This is a genomic window from Streptomyces sp. WY228 (assembly GCF_019287315.1).
Taxonomy (GTDB): domain Bacteria; phylum Actinomycetota; class Actinomycetes; order Streptomycetales; family Streptomycetaceae; genus Streptomyces; species Streptomyces caviscabies.
Genome location: NZ_CP079114.1, coordinates 98,588 through 118,151 on the forward strand (window position 1 = coordinate 98,588; position 19,564 = coordinate 118,151).

Consider the following 19,564-nt stretch of genomic DNA (forward strand, 5'->3'; position numbering starts at 1 on the left):
CGTCTCGGTCAGAGAACCGTGTCGTCGGGAGTCCCCGTCTCCGGCTCCGCCCGCCTGATCGGCATCATCGTCTCCACCGCGTCCTGCGCGAGATGGTCGAGGATCAGACGGTTGACCAGAGCCGGCCTCTCCAGCGGAACCAGATGGGACGCTCCGGGCACGATCGCGAGCTGTGCGTCCGGAATCGCGCGGTAGAGGGCGATCGTGTGTTCCAGCGTCATCAGGTCGTCGTCGCCGGCCATGACGAGGGTGGGCGCCGCGACCCGGGCCAGTTCCTCGGTCGTGAGCGTCGGCTGGGTGCGCCACATGTCGATCACCTTCGCGGCCACCACCGGCCAGTGGCCCGCGCCGTCCGGAGCGACGGGCTCGTACAGTTCCCGGAAGAAGGCGAGGTCGGGCCCCTCCGGCGTCATCGCGTCGAGCATCGACGGCTCGACGAAACACTCGGGGCCCGGACGGAAGTTGGCGCCGATCGCCACGACCTTGCGCACGAGGTCGGGCCGGGCCGTGGCGACGAGCAGCGCGACCACTCCCCCGTCGCTCCAGCCCACCAGATGCGCCGGTCCCTCGACGACCTGTTCCAGGAAGGCCGCGGTGTCCTCGGCCATGTCCCTGTACGTCAGCGGCCCCGCCACATCGGCCGTGTGCCCGTGGGCGCGGCGTTCCGGCAGGAGGACGCGGTAGGCGGCGGCGAGGTCGGCGCGCTGCGCGCCCCATGTGTCGTTGGTGCAGAAGCCGCCGTGCAGCAGGACCAGCGGGTCGCCGGTCCCCTCGGTCTCGTACCAGGTCCTGACACCTGGAAGGTCCGCGTACTCACCCATCGCCCCAGGCCTCTCCGGGATGCTGTCGTCTCCGGCCAGTCTGCGCCGCGGCCTCCGGGGCCGCCAGGTGGAGCCGTACGGCCGCCGCCGCGCTGTCGAGGAGCATCTCCAGTGCCGTGGGGTAGGCGCTGTCGTTCATCCTCGCCACCAGCAGCGGGGCGGTGGCGGCGATGTTCGGGTGGGTCTCCGCCGGCAGCCGGGCATAGGTGGCGCGCCAGACCCGCTCGTCGGCGGCGCGTGCGGCTTCGGGCAGGGCCAGGCTCGCGGCGTCCAGTGCGGCGAAGGCGAGTGCCTGGTCGACGAACGCCTGATAGATCCGGACGACGTCCGTGTCGGGCAGTCCGGTGGACCGCAGGATGCCGAGGACCGCCTCGTCGCCGGCGATCTCGTTGGCCCGGCCGCTGACCCGGCTGGCGGTCAGCACCGCGGCCTCCGGGTGGGCGAGGTAGGCGGTGTGGATGCGCAGGCCCACCTCGCGCAGGTCGTTCCGCCACTCCCCACCGGGCCGCCATCCCCGCAGGGCGCGTCCGATCAGCTCGTCGGCGATCGCCAGGGTCAGGTCGTCGATGCCGCGGAAGTAGCGGTAGAGCGTGCTCGGGTCGGCGCCCAGAGCGATGCCCAGGCGTCGCACGGTCAGTCCGTCCCTGCCGTGTTCGTGGAGCATGCGCAGCGCCGTCTCGACGATCAGCTGCTGGGTGACGACCACGCCCTGCTTGGTCGGCCTTCTGCGCCGGCGCCCCTCCTCCGGAACCACTTCTTTCGCCATCGGGTCCCCCTCTTCCGGTCCGGTCCCTGCCTGGTTCCTGCCTCGTGCGGTCCGGTTCCGGTTTCGGCGTCCTGTGCCGGACCCGGCGGATTCCGAGCTTATGCCAACGGCGTTGACGTTACTCAAGTGCGCCCCTTTCATGGACGAATCCAAGGGCATCGGGCCGCACGGCCCGGCTCATCGACGAAAGGCACATCCGCCATGCGCGTACTGCTCGTCGGCGCAGGTGGCGTGGGTACGGCGATCACCAGGGTCGCCGCCCGCCGCTCGTTCTTCGACCACATGATCGTCACCGACTACGACCTCTCCCGGGCCGAGGCCGCGGTGGCCGCGCTCGGCGAGGAGCAGGCCCGGTTCACCGCGCTGCGCGTCGACGCCTCGGACCGGGAGGCGGTCACCGCCCTCCTCACCGAGCAGCGGTGCGACATCCTCGTGAACGCCACCGACCCCCGGTTCGTGATGCCGTTGTTCGAGGCGGCGCTGGCCGCGGGCGTCGACTATCTGGACATGGCCATGTCCCTCTCGTCGCCGCATCCGGAGCGCCCGTACGAGGAGTGCGGGGTCAAGCTCGGCGACGGGCAGTTCGAGCGCGCCGCCGCGTGGGAGGAGGCCGGCCGGCTCGCGCTCGTCGGGGTGGGCGTCGAGCCGGGACTCTCCGATGTCTTCGCCCGGTACGCCGCGGACGAGCTGTTCGACACGGTCGAGGAGATCGGGGTCCGTGACGGCGCGAACCTCACCGTCGACGGCTACGACTTCGCTCCGTCGTTCTCGATCTGGACCACCATCGAGGAGTGTCTGAACCCGCCGGTGGTCTGGGAGAAGGACCGCGGCTGGTTCACCACGGCCCCGTTCGGCGAGCCGGAGGTCTTCGACTTCCCCGAGGGCATCGGGCCGGTCGAATGCGTCAACGTCGAGCACGAGGAGGTGCTGCTGATCCCGCGCTGGGTGGAGTCCCGGCGGGTCACCTTCAAGTACGGGCTGGGCGACGAGTTCATCGACACCCTCAAGACGCTCCACAAACTCGGTCTGGACCGTACGGACAAGGTCAGCGTGCCCGGCGGTGACGTGTCGCCGCGCGATGTGGTCGCGGCCTGCCTGCCGGATCCCGCCTCGCTCGGCGACCGTATGCACGGCAAGACCTGTGCCGGCACCTGGGTGAAGGGCACCAAGGACGGTGCGCCCCGCGAGGTGTACCTCTACCACGTGGTCGACAACCAGTGGTCGATGCGGGAGTACGGTTCCCAGGCCGTGGTCTGGCAGACGGCCATCAACCCGGTGATCGCCCTGGAGCTCGTGGCGAACGGCGTATGGAGCGGCGTGGGCGTCCTCGGCGCCGAGGCGCTGGACCCGCGCCCGTTCCTCGATCTGCTCGTCGCGTACGGGTCTCCGTGGGGCCTGCGGGAGCAGTGATCGCGGGCTCGTTCGCGGCCCGCGAGAAAATGTCGGGAAGTTTTCGGGCGACGATGTCGAGAACCAGGATCCGGCTCCGTCCCCGTGGTGAGAGCGACCAGAATGGGTCGCACCGCATCGAGGAGTAAGACCATGGCCAAGTACCTGCTGCTGAAGCACTACCGCGGAGCCCCGGCCGCGGTCAACGACGTACCGATGGACCGGTGGACGCCCGAGGAGATCTCGGCGCACATGCAGTACATGCAGGACTTCGCGGACCGGCTGGAGAAGACCGGGGAGTTCGTCGACGGTCAGGCGCTCGCCCCCGAGGGCGCGTGGGTCCGGTACGACGGTGAGGGCCGGCCGCCGGTCACCGACGGGCCGTTCGCCGAGACCAAGGACCTCATCGCCGGCTGGATGATCATCGACGTCGACGGTTACGACCGTGCCGTCGAGCTGGCCGGTGAGCTGTCGGCCGCTCCGGGGGCGGGTGGGAGGCCGATCCACGAGTGGCTGGAGGTGCGCCCGTTCCTGACCGCGCCGCCCACCGTCACGGAGTGACGCCTCGATGAACGAGGCTCTTCTGCGCAGCCTCACACCGAGCATCCTCGGGATCCTCGTCCGCCGCGGAGCGGATTTCGCGGCGGCCGAGGACGCCGTTCAGGACGCCCTGGTCGAGGCGGTCCGCGTCTGGCCGGACGAACAGCCGCGGGACCCGAAGGGCTGGCTGGTCACCGTGGCCTGGCGGCGGTTCCTCGACGCGACCCGGGCCGAGGCCGCCCGCAGGCGGCGGGAGGACCGCGTCGACGAGGAGCCCGTGCCCGGCCCCGCGCCCGCGACGGACGACACGCTCCAGCTCTACTTCCTGTGCGCCCATCCGTCGCTGACGCCGTCGTCGGCCGTCGCGCTCACGCTGCGCGCGGTCGGCGGGCTGACCACCCGCCAGATCGCCCGGGCCTATCTGGTGCCCGAGGCGACCATGGCGCAGCGCATCAGCCGGGCGAAGCGCACCGTCTCCGGGGTGCGGTTCGATCAGCCCGGCGATGTCGCCACCGTGCTGCGCGTCCTCTATCTGGTCTTCAACGAGGGCTATTCCGGTGATGTCGACCTCGCCGCCGAGGCGATCCGGCTCACCCGGCAGCTCGCGGCCGCGATCGATCACCCGGAGGTGGCGGGGCTGCTCGCCCTGATGCTGCTCCACCATGCCCGGCGCGCCTCCCGGACCGCGCCGGACGGGAGCCTGGTGCCGCTCGCCGAGCAGGACCGGGGCCGCTGGGACACCGCGATGATCGCCGAGGGGGTGGAGATCCTGCAGGGGGCACTCGTGCGCGACCGGCTGGGCGAGTTCCAGGCCCAGGCCGCCGTCGCGGCGCTCCACGCCGACGCGCGGACCGCCGAGGAGACGGACTGGGTGCAGATCGTCGAGTGGTACGACGAGTTGGCGGGCCTGACGGACAGCCCGGTCGTCCGCCTCAACCGGGCGGTGGCCGTCGGCGAGGCCGACGGTCCGCGCGCCGGGCTGGCCGAACTCGCCGCGCTGAGCGACTCGTTGCCCCGCCACACGGCGGTGGCGGCATATCTCCACGAGCGTGACGGCGATCTCGAGACGGCGGCACGGCTGTACGCGGAGGCCGCCCACAAGGCACCCACCCTCGCCGAGCGCGCCCACCTCACGCGCCAGGCCGCCCGGCTCAACACCGGCCGCCCGGGGTGACGGGCCCGGCGCCGCGGCTTCGGGGAGCGGCGCGGGCCGGCGGGTAACGGAGTCGGCCGGTCGGCGGCTCACGGCGACGACACACCCCCATCGTGACATTTAGGTAAGCCTCACCTAATATGCGGTTGTCGTCTTCGGGTCCCCACATTCCAAGAAGCCGGTATCCCCCCTTCTTTCGTTCGCCTCCCGGGAACGGCTCCGTCCAGACGTGCGCCGGCCCTCTCCCCCGAAGGACACATCCAGCGCATGTCCATGCCCCGCCGCGGCCGCCTGGCCGCTCTCGCCGCCCTCACCGTCATATCCGTGGGCGCCGGCGTCCTCGCCGTACCCGCGTCCGCCGCCCCGGGCGTCCACGCCGCCGCACCGGCCGCGGCCCCGGGCAGCACGTCGGCGTCCTCCCCGATCCTGGTGTCCGGCGGGTCCTCGTGGGGCTTCAAGGAGTCCTGGGTCCGTTACGTCACGGGCTCGGGCGGTTCGGTGGAGGTGGCCGGCGGCGCGACCAAGGACGCGGCCGGACTGATCGGCCATCCCGTCAGGCACGGCTCGGTGGACCCCGCCGAGCGCTCAGCCGATGTGCGCTTCGGCGGCTCGGTCACCTATGCGGTGCCCAGCCACGGCATCACCGCCATCACCCTCGCCAACCCGCGCGTCGTCATCAAGAACGGCCGGGGCACGCTCCACGTGGACCTGACGACCGATCTCGTCCCCGGTGAGGCCCCGGTCACCACGCCCGGCGTGCCGCTCGCCGACCTCACGGCGACGGCGGGCGCCCTCGACGGATCCACCCTCGAGTGGCGCGGCATCACGGCCACGCTCACCGCCGAGGGCGCGGAGGTCTTCGCCTACCAGGGCCACCCCATGTACCCGGTCGGCACCGTCCTGGACCCCCTCGCCGTCAGCGGCGGCGTCAGCGTCCCCACGCTGACGGTCAGCCAGGTCAGCGGGCTGGGCGCGGAGACCGAGGTCACCATCAGCGGCAAGGGCTACCAGCCCGGGCGCGGGGTGTACCTGGCCCAGTCCATCGCCCTGCCCGGCACCACGTACCCCAGCGTCTACGGAAACGCGGTGTACGTCCGCCAGGTCGGCGGGGACGGCACCTTCAGCGTCACCGCGAAGCTCACCGAGACGTTCACCCCCTCCGGGGCGCCCTCCGTCGACTGCCGTACCACCGCCTGCTTCGTCACGAGCTTCAATGCGCACGACGGCGGCGACCCCACCTGGATGCCCTCCCGCGCCCAGGACGTGGCCCAGCCGCTGAAGTTCGGCGTCGAGGCCCCGGCCCCCGCCGTCACCCGGCACCCCGCGTCGCGTACCGTCCGCTCGGGCGCCACCGGCACGTTCACCGCGGCCGCGACGGGCGGCGACACGGTCCGCTGGGAGCGCAGCACCGACCGTGGCGCGACCTGGAGCACCGTCGCCAAGGCCACCTCCGCCACCCTGTCGGTGAAGGCGTCCGCCGCGCTCGACGGTCACCGCTACCGCGCCGTCTTCGTCAACGCGTCCGGCGAGACGGCGACGTCGGCCGCCACGCTCACGGTGTCCGCGGTTCCCGCCCGGATCATCTCCTTCAACGCCTCGCCGGAGCCGGTCGGCAAGGGCTCCCAGCTGAAGGTGGTCGCCACGCTCCAGACCGCCGGCGCAACGGACGACGTCTGGCGCCCGCAGGCCAAGGCGCCCGTCCTGATCGAGTTCCGGTCGAAGGGCGGCAAGACCTGGAGCCGGACCACCACGGTCACCACGAACAGCAAGGGCGTCGCCTCGGCATCGGTCACCGCCGTCAAGGACGGCACCTGGCGCGCCCGTTACGCGGGAACCGCCGACCGTGCCGCGGCGGTCAGCTCCCTGGACTCCGTGGACGTCAAGCTGCGGACCGCCGTGTCCGGCTTCAACGCCTCCCCCGAGCCGGTCCGCAAGGGACGCACCATCACCGTCAAGGGCACCCTGCGCAGCCTGGACGGCACCTGGAAGAACACCTCGGGCCAGTCGGTCAGCATCCTGTTCAAGGCCGACGGTTCCAGCAAGTGGAGCAAGCCGGCCACCGTGAAGACCAACAGCAAGGGCGTCTTCTCGAAGGGGTTCACCGCGAAGAAGGACGGCACCTGGAAGGCGCAGTTCACGGCCACGTCGGCGCGCCTGGGCGCGACCAGTTCCGGCGACCGGGTCGACGTGCGCTGACCCGGGTCGTCCGACCGCAGCGCACCCGTACCGCGCCGCACCGCTCACCGCGCTGTGCCGCACCCGACGGAGCTGTTCCCGTCGGGTGCGGCACGTACGCCTCGATCGCCGTGGGCCGGTGCCCCGGTGACCTGCCGGCCGGCGCTACCCGCGCTGTGCGCTGCCGCCGTCGAGCGGCGGGTGGGCGTTGCGGAGCAGTTCCTGGAACTGTCCGGAGAACCAGTGCCCGGCCACCGGGGAGCCGGGCAGGGCGCCCGTGAGGTTGTAGCCGTTGCGGCCGTTGCCGGTGTACGTCGGGTCGCACATCCGGTCGAAGCCCTTGCCCTCGTCGTTGTCGATGGGCTCGCTGCTGCCGTCGGACTCGCCCGGGGGCTTGGCCCACACGTAGGCGTCGATCCCCGGCTCGGGCGCGACCGTGGGCCGCTCTCCGACGCCCGCGCCGCTCTGGTTGCACCAGTTGCCCGCGTGGATGCGGCGGTCGGTGCGACTGCCGTCGACATAGGCGTCGACGCCGGTCAGCGGTCCGGGGCCGGTGGGCCGGGAGGAGCCGCCCCAGCCGTTGCGGGCGGTGTCGATGAGCATGCCGAGGTCGGCGGCGAAGCCCTGGCGGACCAGTTCGGTGCGCAGCCCCTGAGCGAACGAGAGCTCGTCGACGTAGTAGTTCCAGTCCACCCAGCGCGACTGGCGCACCGTGGTGCCGTTCACGGAGTCGGTCACCGCGAAGTGGGGCTCCTTCAGCGCCGAGTAGTTGGCCGTGTTCACGATGAAGCCGTGTACGTCGGCGACGGTGGCGCCCTCCGTCGTCGCGGCCTTCTTGAACTGCTGGGCCGCGGGGACGAAGTTGGAGTCCCAGCCGAGCCAGCCGTGGTGGGCGGCGTCGACGTAGTTGTAGACGTTGGGCAGGGCGCCGAGCGTGTGCAGGGCGTACCCGATGCCCTTCTCGTAGTTGCCGTTGGCCTTCATCGTGGCGCACTCGGGCGTCGAACCGGCCGTGCCTCCGGCGTTGGTGACGAGGTTGGGCAGCGAGTCCGGTTCGATCAGCGTCACGATGCGCAGGCTCGCGTAGGCGGGGTCGCCGAGTATCTCGGCGATGGGGTCGACGTAGTCGTTCTTGTAGCGGTCGAGTTCGGTGGGGCCGAGTTCACCGTTGGAGGCGAGTGCGGAACAGTCCCGGCCCGGCAGGTTGTAGACCACGACCTGGAAGAGGTCGGCGCCCTGGCTCACGGCCGTGTCGAGGTGCGCGCGTAAGCCCCGCGCGCCGGGTGTGCCTTCGATGGCGGCGATGCGGTCCATCCAGACGAACGACGGCTCGTTCGCGATGGCGCCGCCGCCGGGTTCCGCGGCGGCTTTGGCGGACCAGTCGGGATTCACGTACGCGGTGGCGCCCGCATAGGGGTTGTCGACGCGGTCGGCGGCCGATGCCTGTCCGGGGACGGCGACCGCGAGCGATGCGCCCATGATCAGCGCGGACAGGGCGGCGGCCGCCCTCCTGCGCGATGCGTGTGGGGTGGTGCCTCGGATTCTCATTGCGGCTCCGTTTCTCATTGCGGCTCCGTGTTCCTCTCGTACGTCCGTCGCGGGTATCGACGGACGGGTTCAGGGGTCCGTGACGCTCGGGGAAGGAGAAGTAGGGGAATCGGGTGGGGGGAGGCAGGCGAGGGTGAAGCGGACGGAGAAGCCTGCTCGTGGGAGCGCTCCCAAACTGACGGCGCATTCGATGACTGTCAAGCCTTCCAACGCAATCACCTTGCATGGAACGGCAGTTGAGGGTGAGTGGAGCGCTCCCATCGGGGGACTCGGGCGTCGGCGCGCGTGCGTCACCGGTCAAGTTCGCGTCGAGGTTTGGCCGACTACCGACTTGCGGAGGGGCCGGGCCGCGGAGAACGCGCTGCGGAACCCGCCGTGAAGCGCGCCGCGGAACGTGCCGCGCGGCGTCCTGCGGCAGAAGATGCCGTAACGCTGGTCTAGGCCAGGCCGTGCCCGTCCCTCTATTCTCACCTGTAGCCGGTGACACACCCTTTCCCCCACCCAGGTTGCCTGCCGGCTCGCGCCCCCCACTCAACTCCGCTCGAGCAGCCGGGTGATCTCCCCCATTCGCCGCCTCCAGGAGGCCACGGTGAAATTTCGCACCAGAAGCTCGGCGATCATCGGCACGCTCTGCCTCGTCACGTCGTTGGCCTTGGCCACGGCGTCGGCCGACGAGCCCGCCGCCCCGGTTCAACCGGTGAACGCCTCCCTGACCGAAGTGGCCAAGGCCCAGGGCCCGTCCGCCGGCACGGCCGGCCCCGACGACACCCTGTGGATCGCCGAACGCGCGGGCACCGTAAGGGTCCTGGACGGTTCGGGTCTCGGCGCACCCGTCCTCGACATATCCGACGAGACCACCACCGACGGCGAACGCGGCCTGCTGGGCGTCGCGTTCGACAAGACGTTCGCGCACTTCTACATCTCGTTCACCGACCTCGAAGGCACCAGCACGATCGACGAGTTCGCCGTGGAGGACGGTCAACTCCAGCCGGACACACGGCGGACGGTACTCACCCAGACCCAGCCGTACGCGAACCACAACGGCGGGGACATCAAGTTCGGCCCCGACGGCTATCTGTACATCGCCTTCGGCGACGGCGGCTCGGGCGGCGACCCGCACGGCAACGGGCAGAAACTCGACACCCTGCTCGGCAAGCTGCTGCGGATCGACCCGAGCGGCGGCGAACCGTACGCGATCCCGGCGGACAACCCGTTCGTGGCCGACGCGAACGCGAAGGATGAGATCTGGTCGTACGGGCTGCGCAATCCGTGGCGGTTCTCCTTCGACGCGGGCACGGGCGACCTGCTGATCGGCGACGTCGGCCAGAGCGACTGGGAGGAGATCGACTGGGCCCCGGCGGACAGCCCGGGCGGCGAGAACTACGGCTGGTCCTCCATGGAGGGCACGCATCCCTTCCGGGGCGGCACGGAGCCCGCGAACCATGTCCCGCCGGTGCACGAGTACGACCGCACGGGCCTCGGGTGCTCGGTGACCGGCGGATTCGTCTACCGCGGCCAGGCGCTTCCGGACCTTCAGGGAAGCTACGTGTTCAGCGACTACTGCGACGGCACCCTGCGTACGCTCCAGATGGCGGACGGCGAGGTGACCGGCGTGGGCGACCTCGGGGTCAGCGCCGGCGAGGTCATCTCCTTCGCGGAGGGCGGTGACGGCGAGCTGTACGTGCTCGGCAGCAACGGCACCGTCTCCCGCGTCGACCCCGCGTGAGCCGCTGAGCTGGTGAGCTGGTGAGCTGGTGCGTCACCGAGTCGGGCGGAAGGCCTGCCGCACGGACCGGGGCCGGGGCCCCGCCGGTCGTGATGATCGGCGGGGCCCCGGCCCGCGCGCCCCGGCGCTCATCGCTCTCCGGCGCTCGTCACGCTCCGGCACTGGTCACGCTCCGGCACTGGTCACGCTCCGGCACTGGTCACCGGAGGCTCCGCCCCGGCCCGGCCGGGCGGTCCGCCTTCTCCGCGCCTTCGCCGCGCTGGTGGCCGCGGCGGGCATCCCGGTCGAAGATGCCCAGCAGCTCGCACGGTCCGCCCTCGGCGCCGATCGCGTGCGGAAGCATCGTGGGGAACTCCGCCGCCTGGTTCGTCTCGATCCTCAGACGCCGGTTGCCCAGGAGCAGGATCGCGGTGCCGGAGAGGACGACGAGCCACTCGCGGCCCGGATGCGCGCGCAGGCGCGCGGGGTTGTCGGGCGGCGGCTCGGTCATGCGCTGGCGGATGACGGTCATGCCGGGTTCCGCCTTGATGGGCCATCGCATCTGACCGTGGGCTCCGTCGATCATCGGGTTGGAGACGATGTCGTCGGACGCGGTCTCGACCAACTGGTCGAGGGAGGTGTCCAGGGCGCGGGCGAGGGTGACGAGCTGGTCCAGGGCCAGCCGGCGGCGGCCGTTCTCGATGCGGCTGAGCGTGGACTGGCTGACCTTCGCGCGGGCGGCCAGCTCCTCCAGGGACCAGCCCTGGGCCACGCGCAGGGCGCGGATGCGTTTGCGTACCAGGCTGTCCAGCTCACCATCTTCTTGCGTCATAGGCATGAGCGTATGCCAATGAAGCAAGTCGCGCTTAGCGTCGTTCGTGCTCGGCCCCGGAAGAAGTGGGCTCGCACGGAAGAGGTATCCATGAGTACGAACCAGCCCGGCCCGGTGAGTGTCGATCCGGACGACGCCCCGCGCCTGTCGGGCGCGGACGAGGGCGAGGGCGTGCTCGACGCGCGCCGGCGCCGCACGATCCTGCTCACCGTGTGCCTCGCGCTGATGGCCGTGATCGCCTCGGTCTCGGGCCTCAACGTCGCCCAGCCCGACCTGGCCGTCGCCTTCGGCGCCTCGCAGAGCACGATCCTGTGGATCATCAACATCTACACCCTCGGCCTGGCCGCCCTGTTGCTGCCGCTCGGCGCGATCGGCGACCGGCTCGGCCGCAAGCCCGTGCTGGTCGCCGGTCTCGTCGTCTTCGGCGTGGCCAGTGCGGCGGCGGGTCTCGCGCCGTCGGCCGAGGTCATGCTCGGCGCACGGCTGCTCAGCGGGGTGGGCGCGGCGATGATCATGCCCATCACCCTTGCCGTGATCACCACGACGTTCCCCGAGAACGAGCGGGGACGCGCCATCGGCGTGTGGACCGGGGTCGCCGGAGGCGGTGGCGTACTCGGCATGTTCCTCTCCGCCGCACTGGTCGACGTGGCGAACTGGCGGTGGCTGTTCGTCCTGCCGCTGGTGCTCGGCGCGGCAGCGCTCGTCATGACGCTGCGCTTCGTTCCCGACTCCCGCGAGGCGTTCCGCCACGGGTTCGACGCCGCCGGTGCGCTGACCTCGGCCGTGGCCGTGGTCGGGCTCATCTTCGTTCTCCAGGAGGGACCGGAGCGCGGCTGGAGCTCACCGGTGACACTGATCGGCCTCGTGGTCGGAGTGCTCGCCGGCGTCGGCTTCGTGGTTCAGGAGCTGCGCCGCGGGGATGCCGCGCTCCTGGACGTACGCCTGTTCCGCGAGCGCGCACTGGCCGGAGGTTCGGTCACTCTTCTGGTCGTCTTCGGTGTTCAGGCGGGCATCTTCGTGGTCCTGTTCCCGTTCCTCCAGGCCGTCCTCGGCTGGTCGGGGCTGCTGTCGACGTCGGCCCTCATGCCCATGGCCGTCCTGATGATGATGGCCTCGGGCCTCGCACCCCACCTGACCGCACGGGTCGGCGCCCGCGCGACCATGGCCACGGGCATCCTGCTGGCCGGCGCGGGGCTCGCGCTGATGGCCGGGATCGTCTCCGTGGACGGCGGCTACCTGTCCGTGCTGCCCGGCATGCTGGCGATGGGCCTCGGCATGGGGCTGGCGATGACGCCTTCCACCGAAGCCATCACCGGTGCACTGCCCCGTGAGCGCCAGGGGGTCGCGTCCGCGCTGAACGATGTGACCCGGGAGTTCGGCACCGCGCTCGGGGTCGCCCTGCTCGGAGCGCTGCTGTCCGCCGGCTATCGCGGCGCCATCGACTCCCGGCTCGCCGGTGTCCCCGACGGCCCGGCCGACAGCGCACGCGAAGGCGTCGCCAACGCCGTCGAGGCGGCGAACGGAGCCGGCCCGTACGCACAGGAGCTGATCCGCGCCGCGCGGCAGTCGTTCGTCGACGGCTGGCAGAACGCCATGTGGGCCGGGGTCGCCGTGATGGCCGCTCTCTTCCTCTACGTGCTGTTCCGTGGACCGCTGCGTCCCGCCCGCGCCGCGGAAGGCCCCCACCTCGCGGAGAGCACTCACCTTGCGGAGAGCGCTCGCACCGCGGAGGTCACTCGCACCGCGGAGGGCACTTCGCGGCCCGCCGGCCCGGATGCCTCGGAACGGGCCGACGCGACCGCTTCCTGAATCCGGGCCGGGCGGGCCGGCTCGGGCCGTGAACGGCGTCCGGGCCGGGCGGGCCGCGTGGTCAGTGGCCTGCTCAGGCAGCGTGGCCGGAGTCCGGCGCGCCCGCTCAGGCCGTGGTCAGGGCCGGCTCCTCCGGGCCACCGGTACGGGGCCGGCCCTGGCCCTCGTCCCCGCGCAACAGCAGCCACGGTGTCGCGAGCAGCAGTACGCCGGCGACGCCGATCGCGGTGCGCGCGTCGGTGAGGGCCGCCAGGACGCCCCACAGAGCGGTCAGCAGCGCGATCGCCCCGACACCGGTCACCTGCCAGGCCGTCAGGACCCGGCCCACCCGGTCGGCCGGCACCCGCTGGAGGCGTTCCGTCGCGAACAGCGGGTTGAACACGCCCATGCAGGTGATCAGGGCCAGTTCGACGGCGATGACCAAGAACACTCCGCCGGTCCCGGACATGACGAAGAACAGCCCGACGGGCCACAGGGCCCGCAGGACTCCGGAGGTCCTCATCACGCGGCGTCGTCCGTAGCGGGCTTCCAGACGCGGGGCGGCCCGGGCGCCGACGAACCCGCCGACGCAGGGCAGGCCGAACGCGAGCCCGTAGGTCCAGGCGGCCCAGCCCAGGTCGTCCAGCAGCAGGACCGCCATCAGCGGTTCGGTGGCCATGATCAGGGCGTTGACGGCCACGGTGTTCCGGAACAGCGGGCGCAGCAGCGGGTCCGCGTGGATGAACTTCCAGCCCTGGGCCAGGTCCGCGGCCCGGAACTTCTCGGTCCGGACGTGCTCGGGTTCGGCCTCCCGCTGCCGGATCGCGCCGATCCCGAGCGCGGACAGCAGGAACCCGGCGGCGTTGGCGATCACGGTGACGGCGGGCCCCAGCAGGCTGATCGCCGCGCCGCCCAGGGTCGGGCCGACCGCTGTCGCGGTCCAGGTGGTCGTCTCGAAACGGCCGTTGGCCACCAGCAGATGATCCGGGCGCACGAGCTGCTGGAGATACGCGCCGGCGGCGGAGGTGAACGCGATGTTCGCCGCCGCACCGATCACGGTGACGATCAACAGCTGGGTGTAGGTCAGCGTGCCGGTGAAGTGGGCGAGCGGAATCGTCAGCAGGGCGCCGAACCGTACGAGGTCGGTGACGACCATGACCGGCTTCTTGCGCCGGGCCTCGACCCAGGGGCCGAGCGGAAGCGCGAGGAGCGCTCCGACCGCGAGGCCGGCGGCCGCCAGCGCCGAGACCTCGGCCGGACCGACGTGCAGCACCTGGATCGCGATCAGCGGGAACGCGCCGAATCCCAGCCAGGTGCCGGCCGTGGAGGCGGTGAACGCGGCCCACAGCCATCCGAACGAGCGCCCCAGCTCCGGCCGTGCCCGCTCTTGCCCGGCCGACTGTTGCCTTGCCGTCTGTTGCCTTGCCGGCTCTTGCCCCGCCATGAATCAACCTTCCGTCACAACCCATCGTTGACGGCGAGGATTCGACCAGCCGAGCATGCCCGTGATCCAACAACCGCGTCGTCGGTGAGCCACAACCGGTGGTTGTGGAGGCATAGGGTTCGGGTCGTGGACATCGAAGCCGTACGCACCTTCGTCACCGTTGTGGACACCGGACAGTTCCAGGAAGCCGCCGTGGACCTGCGCATCAGCCAGCAGGCCGTCTCCAAGCGCGTGGCGGGCCTGGAGCGCGCGCTCGGGGTGACGTTGTTCGTCCGCACCGCCCGGGGGGGCCCGCCCCACTCTGGACGGGCAGGCCTTCCTCCCGCACGCCCGTGAGGTCCTGCGGGCCGTGGAGCGGGCCGCCGCCTCGGTGCGGCCCGGGGACCGGATGCTGCGTGTGGACGTGCTCCATCGGCGTATCGCCCCGGCACTGGCCGTACGCGGCTTCTACCAGGCGCACCCGGGCACGGACCTGGACGTGGTCACCCTTGCCGACGCGCATGTGGCCGGGGCGGCCGAGGCCGTGCGGGCCGGCGAGGTCGACGCGACCTTCCGTGCCGTGCCCGCGGGTGCGCTGCCCGAAGGGATCGGCGCCGAGCGCGTCCTGGACGATCCGTTGCAGCTTCTCGTCGGGCCGCGCCACCCGCTGGCCTCCGCGCGATCGTTGGCCCCGGCGGACCTGGCCGGGCACCGGATCTGGATCCCGGGCATCAAGCGGGGCAGCGAGTGGGCCGCCTACTACGACGAGCTCGCGGAGGACTTCGGTCTGCGCATCGACGCGGTCGGGCCCGACTTCGGAACCGAGGCGCTGATGGACTCGATCGCCGACTCCGCCGCGCTGTCCACCCTCGTCGGGTCCCGGGACAGATATGTCTGGCCGACCGCCCATGACCTGCGGCGGATCCCGGTCGCGGGGCCGACGCCGGTCTATCCGCACACGTTCCTGTACCGGACGGACAACCCGCACCCGGTACTGGCGGCGCTGCGCGGATACCTCGTGCGGGTACGGCCGGAGCCGCCCGCCGACGCCTGGACTCCGGTCTGGGCCCGGGCCATGTCCTGATCTGTGGGATGTACGGCCCTCGGGACATGGCGTGCTCCGGGCCGGAAGCCGATGCTGGAGTGAGCGGCCGGATCCTCGGCCGTGCGGGGCATTCCGGATGTTCCGAATGTTCCGGATGAAGACAGGAAGGGGCGGAGACCTCATGGCCACCGATTTGCCGGCCGGCCCGTCGAACGGCACCTCCGACCACACGCCGACCGGCGCCTCGACGCGCGCGTCGTCCGATGCATCGCTCACGTCCCGCGTGCGCGTTCCGGACACCGCGCTCGCCCGGGAGGCGACCGAGCTGGTGCGGGACACCACCAGTGAGCTGATCTACCACCACTCGTGCCGCGTCTACTGGTTCGGGTCCCTTCAGGGGCAGCACCGCGATCTGAGCTTCGATCCCGAACTGCTCTATGTGGGCGCCCTGTTCCATGATCTCGGTCTGGCCGAGTCCTTCCGCTCCAGCGGCCGCCGATTCGAGGTGGACAGCGCGGACGAGGCGCGCCGCTTCCTCCAGGCCCACGGGGTTCCGGAGGACAGCGTGCGGCGGGTCTGGACCGCCATCGCCCTGCACACCACTCCGGGCATCCCGGCCTTCATGGAGCCCGAGGTGGCTCTGGTGACCGCCGGGGTGGAGTACGACGTACTCGGTATCGGGTACGCGGACCTCGCACCGGCCGACCGGGCGGAGATCGTCGCGCTCCACCCCCGGCCGGAGTTCAAACGGCGGATCCTCGGGGCGTTCACGGACGGCATCCGCCCGAAGCCGGAGACGACGTTCGGCAACGTCAAGGCCGATGTCCTGGAGCACTACGTCCCCGGTTTCGAACGCGGCGACTTCGTCCGCACCATCCTCGACTCCCCCTGGCCCGAATGACCGGCGCCGCCCGCCCCCACCTGGTGGCCGTCGTGGCGTTCGACGACGTTCAGCTCCTCGACGTCACCGGCCCGGCGGAGGTGTTCACCACGGCCAACGGCCACGGAGGCCGCTACGACGTCCGGATCGTCTCGGTGACCGGCAAGGACGTCCGGACCTCCGGAGGGGTGAGGCTGGGCGTCGACGGCACCCTGGACAGTCTTCCGGGGCGGCTCGGAACGCTGCTCGTGCCGGGCCGCCGGGACTGGCGGCAGGCGGTGGCCGACGCCGCGCTGACGGCCGGGGTACGGGATCTCGCCGAGCGGTCCCGCCGGGTGGCGTCCGTGTGCGCGGGCGCGTTCGTCCTGGCCGAGGCGGGTCTCCTGGACGGCCGCAGAGCGGCGACGCACTGGCGGCTGGCCGGTGAACTGGCCGCCGCCTATCCCGCGGTGACGGTCGAGGCTGACCCCCTCTTCGTGCGCGACGGGCCCGTGATCACTTCGGCGGGCATCACCGCGGGCATGGACCTGGCGCTGTCCCTGGTGGAGGAGGACCACGGGGCCGATCCGGCCCGTGACACCGCGCGGGAGCTGGTGGTGTTCATGGCCAGACCGGGCGGCCAGTCCCAGTTCAGCGCCCGGCTGCGGCCCCGTGAGGCGACGCATCCCGTCGTACGGGCGGCCATGGACGCGGTGAGTGCCGACCCGGCCGGCCGGCACTCACCGGCCACGCTGGCCCGGCGCGGCAAGGTGTCCGCCCGGCATCTGAGCCGCCTGTTCCGCAGCGAGACCGGGCTCACGCCCGCCCAGTACATTGAGTCCGTACGGCTGGAGGCCGCCCAGGCACTGCTGGCTTCGGGCACCGATCCCGTCGAGGTGGTGGCCGACGGGGCGGGCTTCGGATCCGCCGAGACGATGCGCCGGGCGTTCCAGCAGACGCTGGGCCTCTCCCCCACGCAGTACCGGGCCCGGTTCCGGACGACAACGACGGTGGCGGGCACGGCGGGGGCAACGGTACGGGCCGGTCACTGAATTCTCGGATGAGGATGCGGATCAGCGCCCTGAGGGACAGGACATCGGTCCGTCCGCGTACGTTGTCGGCCCCGCGTTACGAGGTGGGCGTGGCAGGCACGTACGGTACGGCGGGTGAACGAACCGCTCGAAGCCGTGACCGGCACCTCCGCGGACGACTGCGTCCGGGCCACGACGACCCGCGTGTTCCTGGCGCTCGCCCCGCCCGACGGAGCGAAAAAGGAGCTCGCGCGGGCGCTGCGACCGGCCTACGACGCCTACCCCCACCTGCGGTGGAACCGCATCGAGGACTGGCACATCACCCTGGCGTTCCTCGGCGAGCTGCCGGTCACCGCCGTCCCGCCCCTGATGTCGCCGCTCGCCGCGCTGGCGACGCGACAAGCGCCGCTACGGCTGGCGCTGCACGGCGGCGGGCACTTCGACGAGCGGGTGTTGTGGACCGGGGTCACGGGGGACCTCGAAGGGCTGCACCGGCTCGCCATCGACGTACGCGCCCTCGTCCGGGAATGTGGTGTCGCCTTCCCGGATCGGCCGCTCCGGCCGCATCTGACCCTGGCCCGGTCCCGCCGGGGCGACCAGGCGGCCACGGTGGAGGCGGCCGCCGGGCTGGCCGGGTTCGCGGGCCGGAGCTGGGAGGCGGGGCGCCTCCACCTGGTCGGCAGCAACATCGGCCGTGGCCCTGGGCCGATCCACTACCGCGACATCGAGGCCTGGGACTTCCGGGGCGGGGCGGGGCCCGAAAAGGAGAGGTGAGGGAGATGTTCGCGGGGCGAACGGCGCGGCTGGTGGTCGGAAACGACGGCGAGGTGCCGCTGGAGCTGATGGTGGAACCCTGGGGCAAGGAAATCGACCCGTACGTCTACGGGGGTTGCCCTGCCCGGAACACGGCCGTCTGAAGGTGTGCTCGAGGCGGCCGGCCCGGGCCTGCCGCCGCTGTTCCATGACCTACTCCCCCGCTCCGGCCGGAGGCCGAGGACAGGCACCGGTACCGGGCTCCGGCGGGGCGGCTAGCCGAGAACGAGTGGAAGGGCCGCCGCCAGTTCGCCCAGCTCGGACCTCTCGGCGTCGGTCGGGGCCCGCCGCCCGGTGGCGACCAGCAACACGTCCTCGTCCGAGAACGAGGCGGGGAACGCGGCCCCGCTGATCCTTTCGACCAGGTCACGTGACCGAGCGAGCCCTTCCGGGGGCGGCCCCGCCGCGTCCGGGAGGTGCATGACCAGGTCGAGGTGGTGCAGCGTCCACTCCAGTACGTACGCGGAGAGGTAGTCGCCCGCGGTGAGGACCTCGCCGCAGGTGCTGACCCGGAGATCAGGATCGGCGAGCCGGGCGGCGCGGCCCGCGGCGGAGCCGACGTCGTCGAGGTGGAACGTGAGCAGACCCGGGTCCTGGTAGGCGGCGGCCAGCCGCACGGTCAGGGCGTCGAGCGGGTCGTCGCCCGTGGGTGGCGTACCGGAGACGGTCCAGTAGGTCACCGCGTCACGGGTCGGTTCCGTTTCGGCGGGTGTCACCAGGGTGATCAGGACGTCCTGCGCGTCGATGACCAAGTGACACACGAGGTCCCGCACGAGCCAGCCGGTGCAGCCGGACGGCCGGTCGAAGTCCTCGTCGGAAAGGGCGGCGACGGCCTCACGCAGTGCTGTCCACGCGTGTGCGAAGAGATCCACACCGGCAACGGTAGTGCGATGCCGCAACGACGGACAAGCCGAACTTCCCCGTCACCCCGTCTCGTTCCGCACGGGCCCGGCGTGGGTCAGCAGGAACTCGGTCGCCCGTGCGATGGCCTCGGCGGGCGTGCCGTGGACGGCCTCCGACTCGTCCTCCTGCAGGTCGGCGCCCGTGGCGGTGTACCACCAGGCGTCGGCGCCCGGGTCGTGGTGGATGACGGCGTCGCCGCCCGCGTAGTGGAGCGGGATGGACTCGCTGGCGGACTTCTTGGGCACCGCGTGGGGCCACTTGAGGCGGGCCGACTGGCGCTTGATGCCGCCCCAGGCCGCGCCGAGCTGCGCGTAACTGGAGCCGCCACGTCCGGCGACGGTGGCCGCGCTCTCGGCCAGCCGGTCGACGGACCGCTTGGCTTCGTAGAGCGAGCGCAACATCGCCAGCTGCACATCGGGCGCGGCCATGAGCGCGGCGTCGAAAGGCTTACCGGCGGCGCGGTACGCGAGTGCGCGCGTCGAGATCCGTTCGGCCAGCGCCCGGGCCGCGTCGAGCACCTGCTCATCCATGGCGAACGTGTCGTCGTCGCCGGGCTCGCTCCAGGCGGGGTCCACCGGGGTCAGGACCGTGGCCCAGAAGGTGTCATCGCTCTGGTCGGGGGTGGGGATCGCTCTCACATCATCCATGCGACAACTTTAACTGTCGCACCACATGTGAGCAATTATTTATGTCGACGCGATATGAGGACAGGGCACGCTGTCGCGTCCAGCCGTAACTATACCTTTCATAAGGTACAGTTACGGCGCTCGAGG

The 19,564-nt window shown here is 71.6% G+C and carries 16 protein-coding genes and 2 pseudogenes; 11 read left to right on the forward strand and 7 right to left on the reverse strand.

The features are described 5' to 3' along the window. Positions 1-8 precede the first annotated feature (8 nt). Together KV381_RS00405 and KV381_RS00410 are read right to left on the reverse strand one after the other, a co-directional pair. Positions 9-821, reverse strand: coding sequence for an alpha/beta fold hydrolase (locus KV381_RS00405; protein WP_086778307.1), 813 nt, complete (start codon positions 819-821; stop codon positions 9-11). Beyond that, the gene (locus KV381_RS00410; RefSeq protein ID WP_230543899.1) at positions 814-1,587 is read right to left on the reverse strand and encodes a TetR/AcrR family transcriptional regulator; all 774 of its coding nucleotides are present in this window, start codon (positions 1,585-1,587) and stop codon (positions 814-816) included. Before KV381_RS00410 ends, KV381_RS00405 begins: the two co-directional genes overlap by 8 nt. Positions 1,588-1,788: 201 nt before the next feature. On the opposite strand from KV381_RS00410, the gene KV381_RS00415 reads away from it, so the two are divergent. The 4 genes from KV381_RS00415 (at position 1,789) to KV381_RS00430 (ending at position 6,865) form a co-directional block, all read left to right on the forward strand. Next, complete coding sequence (locus KV381_RS00415; RefSeq protein ID WP_218784219.1) at positions 1,789-2,997, forward strand: saccharopine dehydrogenase family protein; 1,209 nt, start codon at positions 1,789-1,791, stop codon at positions 2,995-2,997. A gap of 132 nt (positions 2,998-3,129) precedes the next feature. After that, positions 3,130-3,537: a YciI family protein gene (locus KV381_RS00420; RefSeq protein WP_030082262.1), complete on the forward strand. Its 408-nt coding sequence runs from the start codon at positions 3,130-3,132 to the stop codon at positions 3,535-3,537. Between the two features lie 7 nt (positions 3,538-3,544). Beyond that, on the forward strand, positions 3,545-4,690 hold the full coding sequence (locus KV381_RS00425; protein WP_218784220.1) for an RNA polymerase sigma factor: 1,146 nt from the start codon (positions 3,545-3,547) through the stop codon (positions 4,688-4,690). 246 nt (positions 4,691-4,936) lie between these two features. Continuing rightward, the gene (locus KV381_RS00430; RefSeq protein WP_218784221.1) at positions 4,937-6,865 is read left to right on the forward strand and encodes an HtaA domain-containing protein; all 1,929 of its coding nucleotides are present in this window, start codon (positions 4,937-4,939) and stop codon (positions 6,863-6,865) included. Between the two features lie 159 nt (positions 6,866-7,024). Here KV381_RS00430 and KV381_RS00435 read toward each other — a convergent pair. Next, positions 7,025-8,392, reverse strand: a pseudogene (locus KV381_RS00435) (glycoside hydrolase family 6 protein); the annotation flags it as partial. A gap of 589 nt (positions 8,393-8,981) precedes the next feature. Here KV381_RS00435 and KV381_RS00440 point away from each other — a divergent pair. After that, positions 8,982-10,118, forward strand: a complete 1,137-nt coding sequence (locus tag KV381_RS00440) for a sorbosone dehydrogenase family protein (RefSeq protein WP_218784222.1) — start codon at positions 8,982-8,984, stop codon at positions 10,116-10,118. A gap of 199 nt (positions 10,119-10,317) precedes the next feature. Here the strand turns inward: KV381_RS00440 and KV381_RS00445 are convergent, their stop codons facing one another. Beyond that, positions 10,318-10,929 (reverse strand): helix-turn-helix domain-containing protein, encoded by a 612-nt coding sequence (locus tag KV381_RS00445; RefSeq protein WP_030082251.1) that lies wholly within the window; start codon positions 10,927-10,929, stop codon positions 10,318-10,320. Between the two features lie 90 nt (positions 10,930-11,019). Here KV381_RS00445 and KV381_RS00450 point away from each other — a divergent pair, with 90 nt between their 5' ends. Continuing rightward, the gene (locus KV381_RS00450; protein ID WP_218784223.1) at positions 11,020-12,738 is read left to right on the forward strand and encodes an MFS transporter; all 1,719 of its coding nucleotides are present in this window, start codon (positions 11,020-11,022) and stop codon (positions 12,736-12,738) included. A 106-nt stretch (positions 12,739-12,844) separates the two neighbouring features. Here the strand turns inward: KV381_RS00450 and KV381_RS00455 are convergent, their stop codons facing one another. After that, on the reverse strand, positions 12,845-14,161 hold the full coding sequence (locus KV381_RS00455) for an MFS transporter (RefSeq protein ID WP_218784224.1): 1,317 nt from the start codon (positions 14,159-14,161) through the stop codon (positions 12,845-12,847). Positions 14,162-14,287: 126 nt separating this feature from the next. Between KV381_RS00455 and KV381_RS00460 the strand changes: the two are divergent. From KV381_RS00460 to KV381_RS00480, 5 genes and pseudogenes are all read left to right on the forward strand, one after another. Next, positions 14,288-15,224, forward strand: a pseudogene (locus tag KV381_RS00460) (LysR family transcriptional regulator). 142 nt (positions 15,225-15,366) lie between these two features. Beyond that, positions 15,367-16,086 (forward strand): HD domain-containing protein, encoded by a 720-nt coding sequence (locus tag KV381_RS00465; RefSeq protein ID WP_078611175.1) that lies wholly within the window; start codon positions 15,367-15,369, stop codon positions 16,084-16,086. Then, positions 16,083-17,096 (forward strand): GlxA family transcriptional regulator, encoded by a 1,014-nt coding sequence (locus KV381_RS00470; protein ID WP_193464032.1) that lies wholly within the window; start codon positions 16,083-16,085, stop codon positions 17,094-17,096. The genes KV381_RS00465 and KV381_RS00470 overlap by 4 nt, the downstream gene beginning before the upstream one ends. Positions 17,097-17,210: 114 nt before the next feature. Then, entirely contained in the window at positions 17,211-17,849 is a 639-nt protein-coding gene (gene thpR / locus KV381_RS00475; protein ID WP_030082240.1) for an RNA 2',3'-cyclic phosphodiesterase, read from the forward strand. Between the two features lie 5 nt (positions 17,850-17,854). Then, the gene (locus KV381_RS00480; protein ID WP_193464031.1) at positions 17,855-17,992 is read left to right on the forward strand and encodes a hypothetical protein; all 138 of its coding nucleotides are present in this window, start codon (positions 17,855-17,857) and stop codon (positions 17,990-17,992) included. A gap of 111 nt (positions 17,993-18,103) precedes the next feature. On the opposite strand, the gene KV381_RS00485 is transcribed toward KV381_RS00480, so the two are convergent. Both KV381_RS00485 and KV381_RS00490 read right to left on the reverse strand, forming a co-directional pair. Continuing rightward, positions 18,104-18,760, reverse strand: coding sequence for a maleylpyruvate isomerase N-terminal domain-containing protein (locus KV381_RS00485; RefSeq protein WP_030082238.1), 657 nt, complete (start codon positions 18,758-18,760; stop codon positions 18,104-18,106). A gap of 51 nt (positions 18,761-18,811) precedes the next feature. Further along, positions 18,812-19,438, reverse strand: a complete 627-nt coding sequence (locus KV381_RS00490) for a hypothetical protein (protein WP_030082236.1) — start codon at positions 19,436-19,438, stop codon at positions 18,812-18,814. Between the last annotated feature and the right edge of the window lie 126 nt (positions 19,439-19,564).

Excerpts from the sequence above, each read along its gene's own strand:
- KV381_RS00415 (WP_218784219.1), top strand. The coding sequence starts at position 1,789 with ATGCGCGTACTGCTCGTCGGCGCAGGTGGCGTGGGTACGGCGATCACC.
- KV381_RS00465 (WP_078611175.1), top strand. The coding sequence starts at position 15,367 with ATGGCCACCGATTTGCCGGCCGGCCCGTCGAACGGCACCTCCGACCAC.
- KV381_RS00425 (WP_218784220.1), top strand. The coding sequence starts at position 3,545 with ATGAACGAGGCTCTTCTGCGCAGCCTCACACCGAGCATCCTCGGGATC.
- KV381_RS00420 (WP_030082262.1), top strand. The coding sequence starts at position 3,130 with ATGGCCAAGTACCTGCTGCTGAAGCACTACCGCGGAGCCCCGGCCGCG.
- KV381_RS00470 (WP_193464032.1), top strand. The coding sequence starts at position 16,083 with ATGACCGGCGCCGCCCGCCCCCACCTGGTGGCCGTCGTGGCGTTCGAC.
- KV381_RS00410 (WP_230543899.1), bottom strand. The coding sequence starts at position 1,587 with ATGGCGAAAGAAGTGGTTCCGGAGGAGGGGCGCCGGCGCAGAAGGCCG.
- KV381_RS00405 (WP_086778307.1), bottom strand. The coding sequence starts at position 821 with ATGGGTGAGTACGCGGACCTTCCAGGTGTCAGGACCTGGTACGAGACC.
- KV381_RS00450 (WP_218784223.1), top strand. The coding sequence starts at position 11,020 with ATGAGTACGAACCAGCCCGGCCCGGTGAGTGTCGATCCGGACGACGCC.
- KV381_RS00430 (WP_218784221.1), top strand. The coding sequence starts at position 4,937 with ATGTCCATGCCCCGCCGCGGCCGCCTGGCCGCTCTCGCCGCCCTCACC.
- KV381_RS00445 (WP_030082251.1), bottom strand. The coding sequence starts at position 10,929 with ATGACGCAAGAAGATGGTGAGCTGGACAGCCTGGTACGCAAACGCATC.
- KV381_RS00480 (WP_193464031.1), top strand. The coding sequence starts at position 17,855 with ATGTTCGCGGGGCGAACGGCGCGGCTGGTGGTCGGAAACGACGGCGAG.
- KV381_RS00455 (WP_218784224.1), bottom strand. The coding sequence starts at position 14,161 with ATGGCGGGGCAAGAGCCGGCAAGGCAACAGACGGCAAGGCAACAGTCG.
- KV381_RS00490 (WP_030082236.1), bottom strand. The coding sequence starts at position 19,438 with ATGGATGATGTGAGAGCGATCCCCACCCCCGACCAGAGCGATGACACC.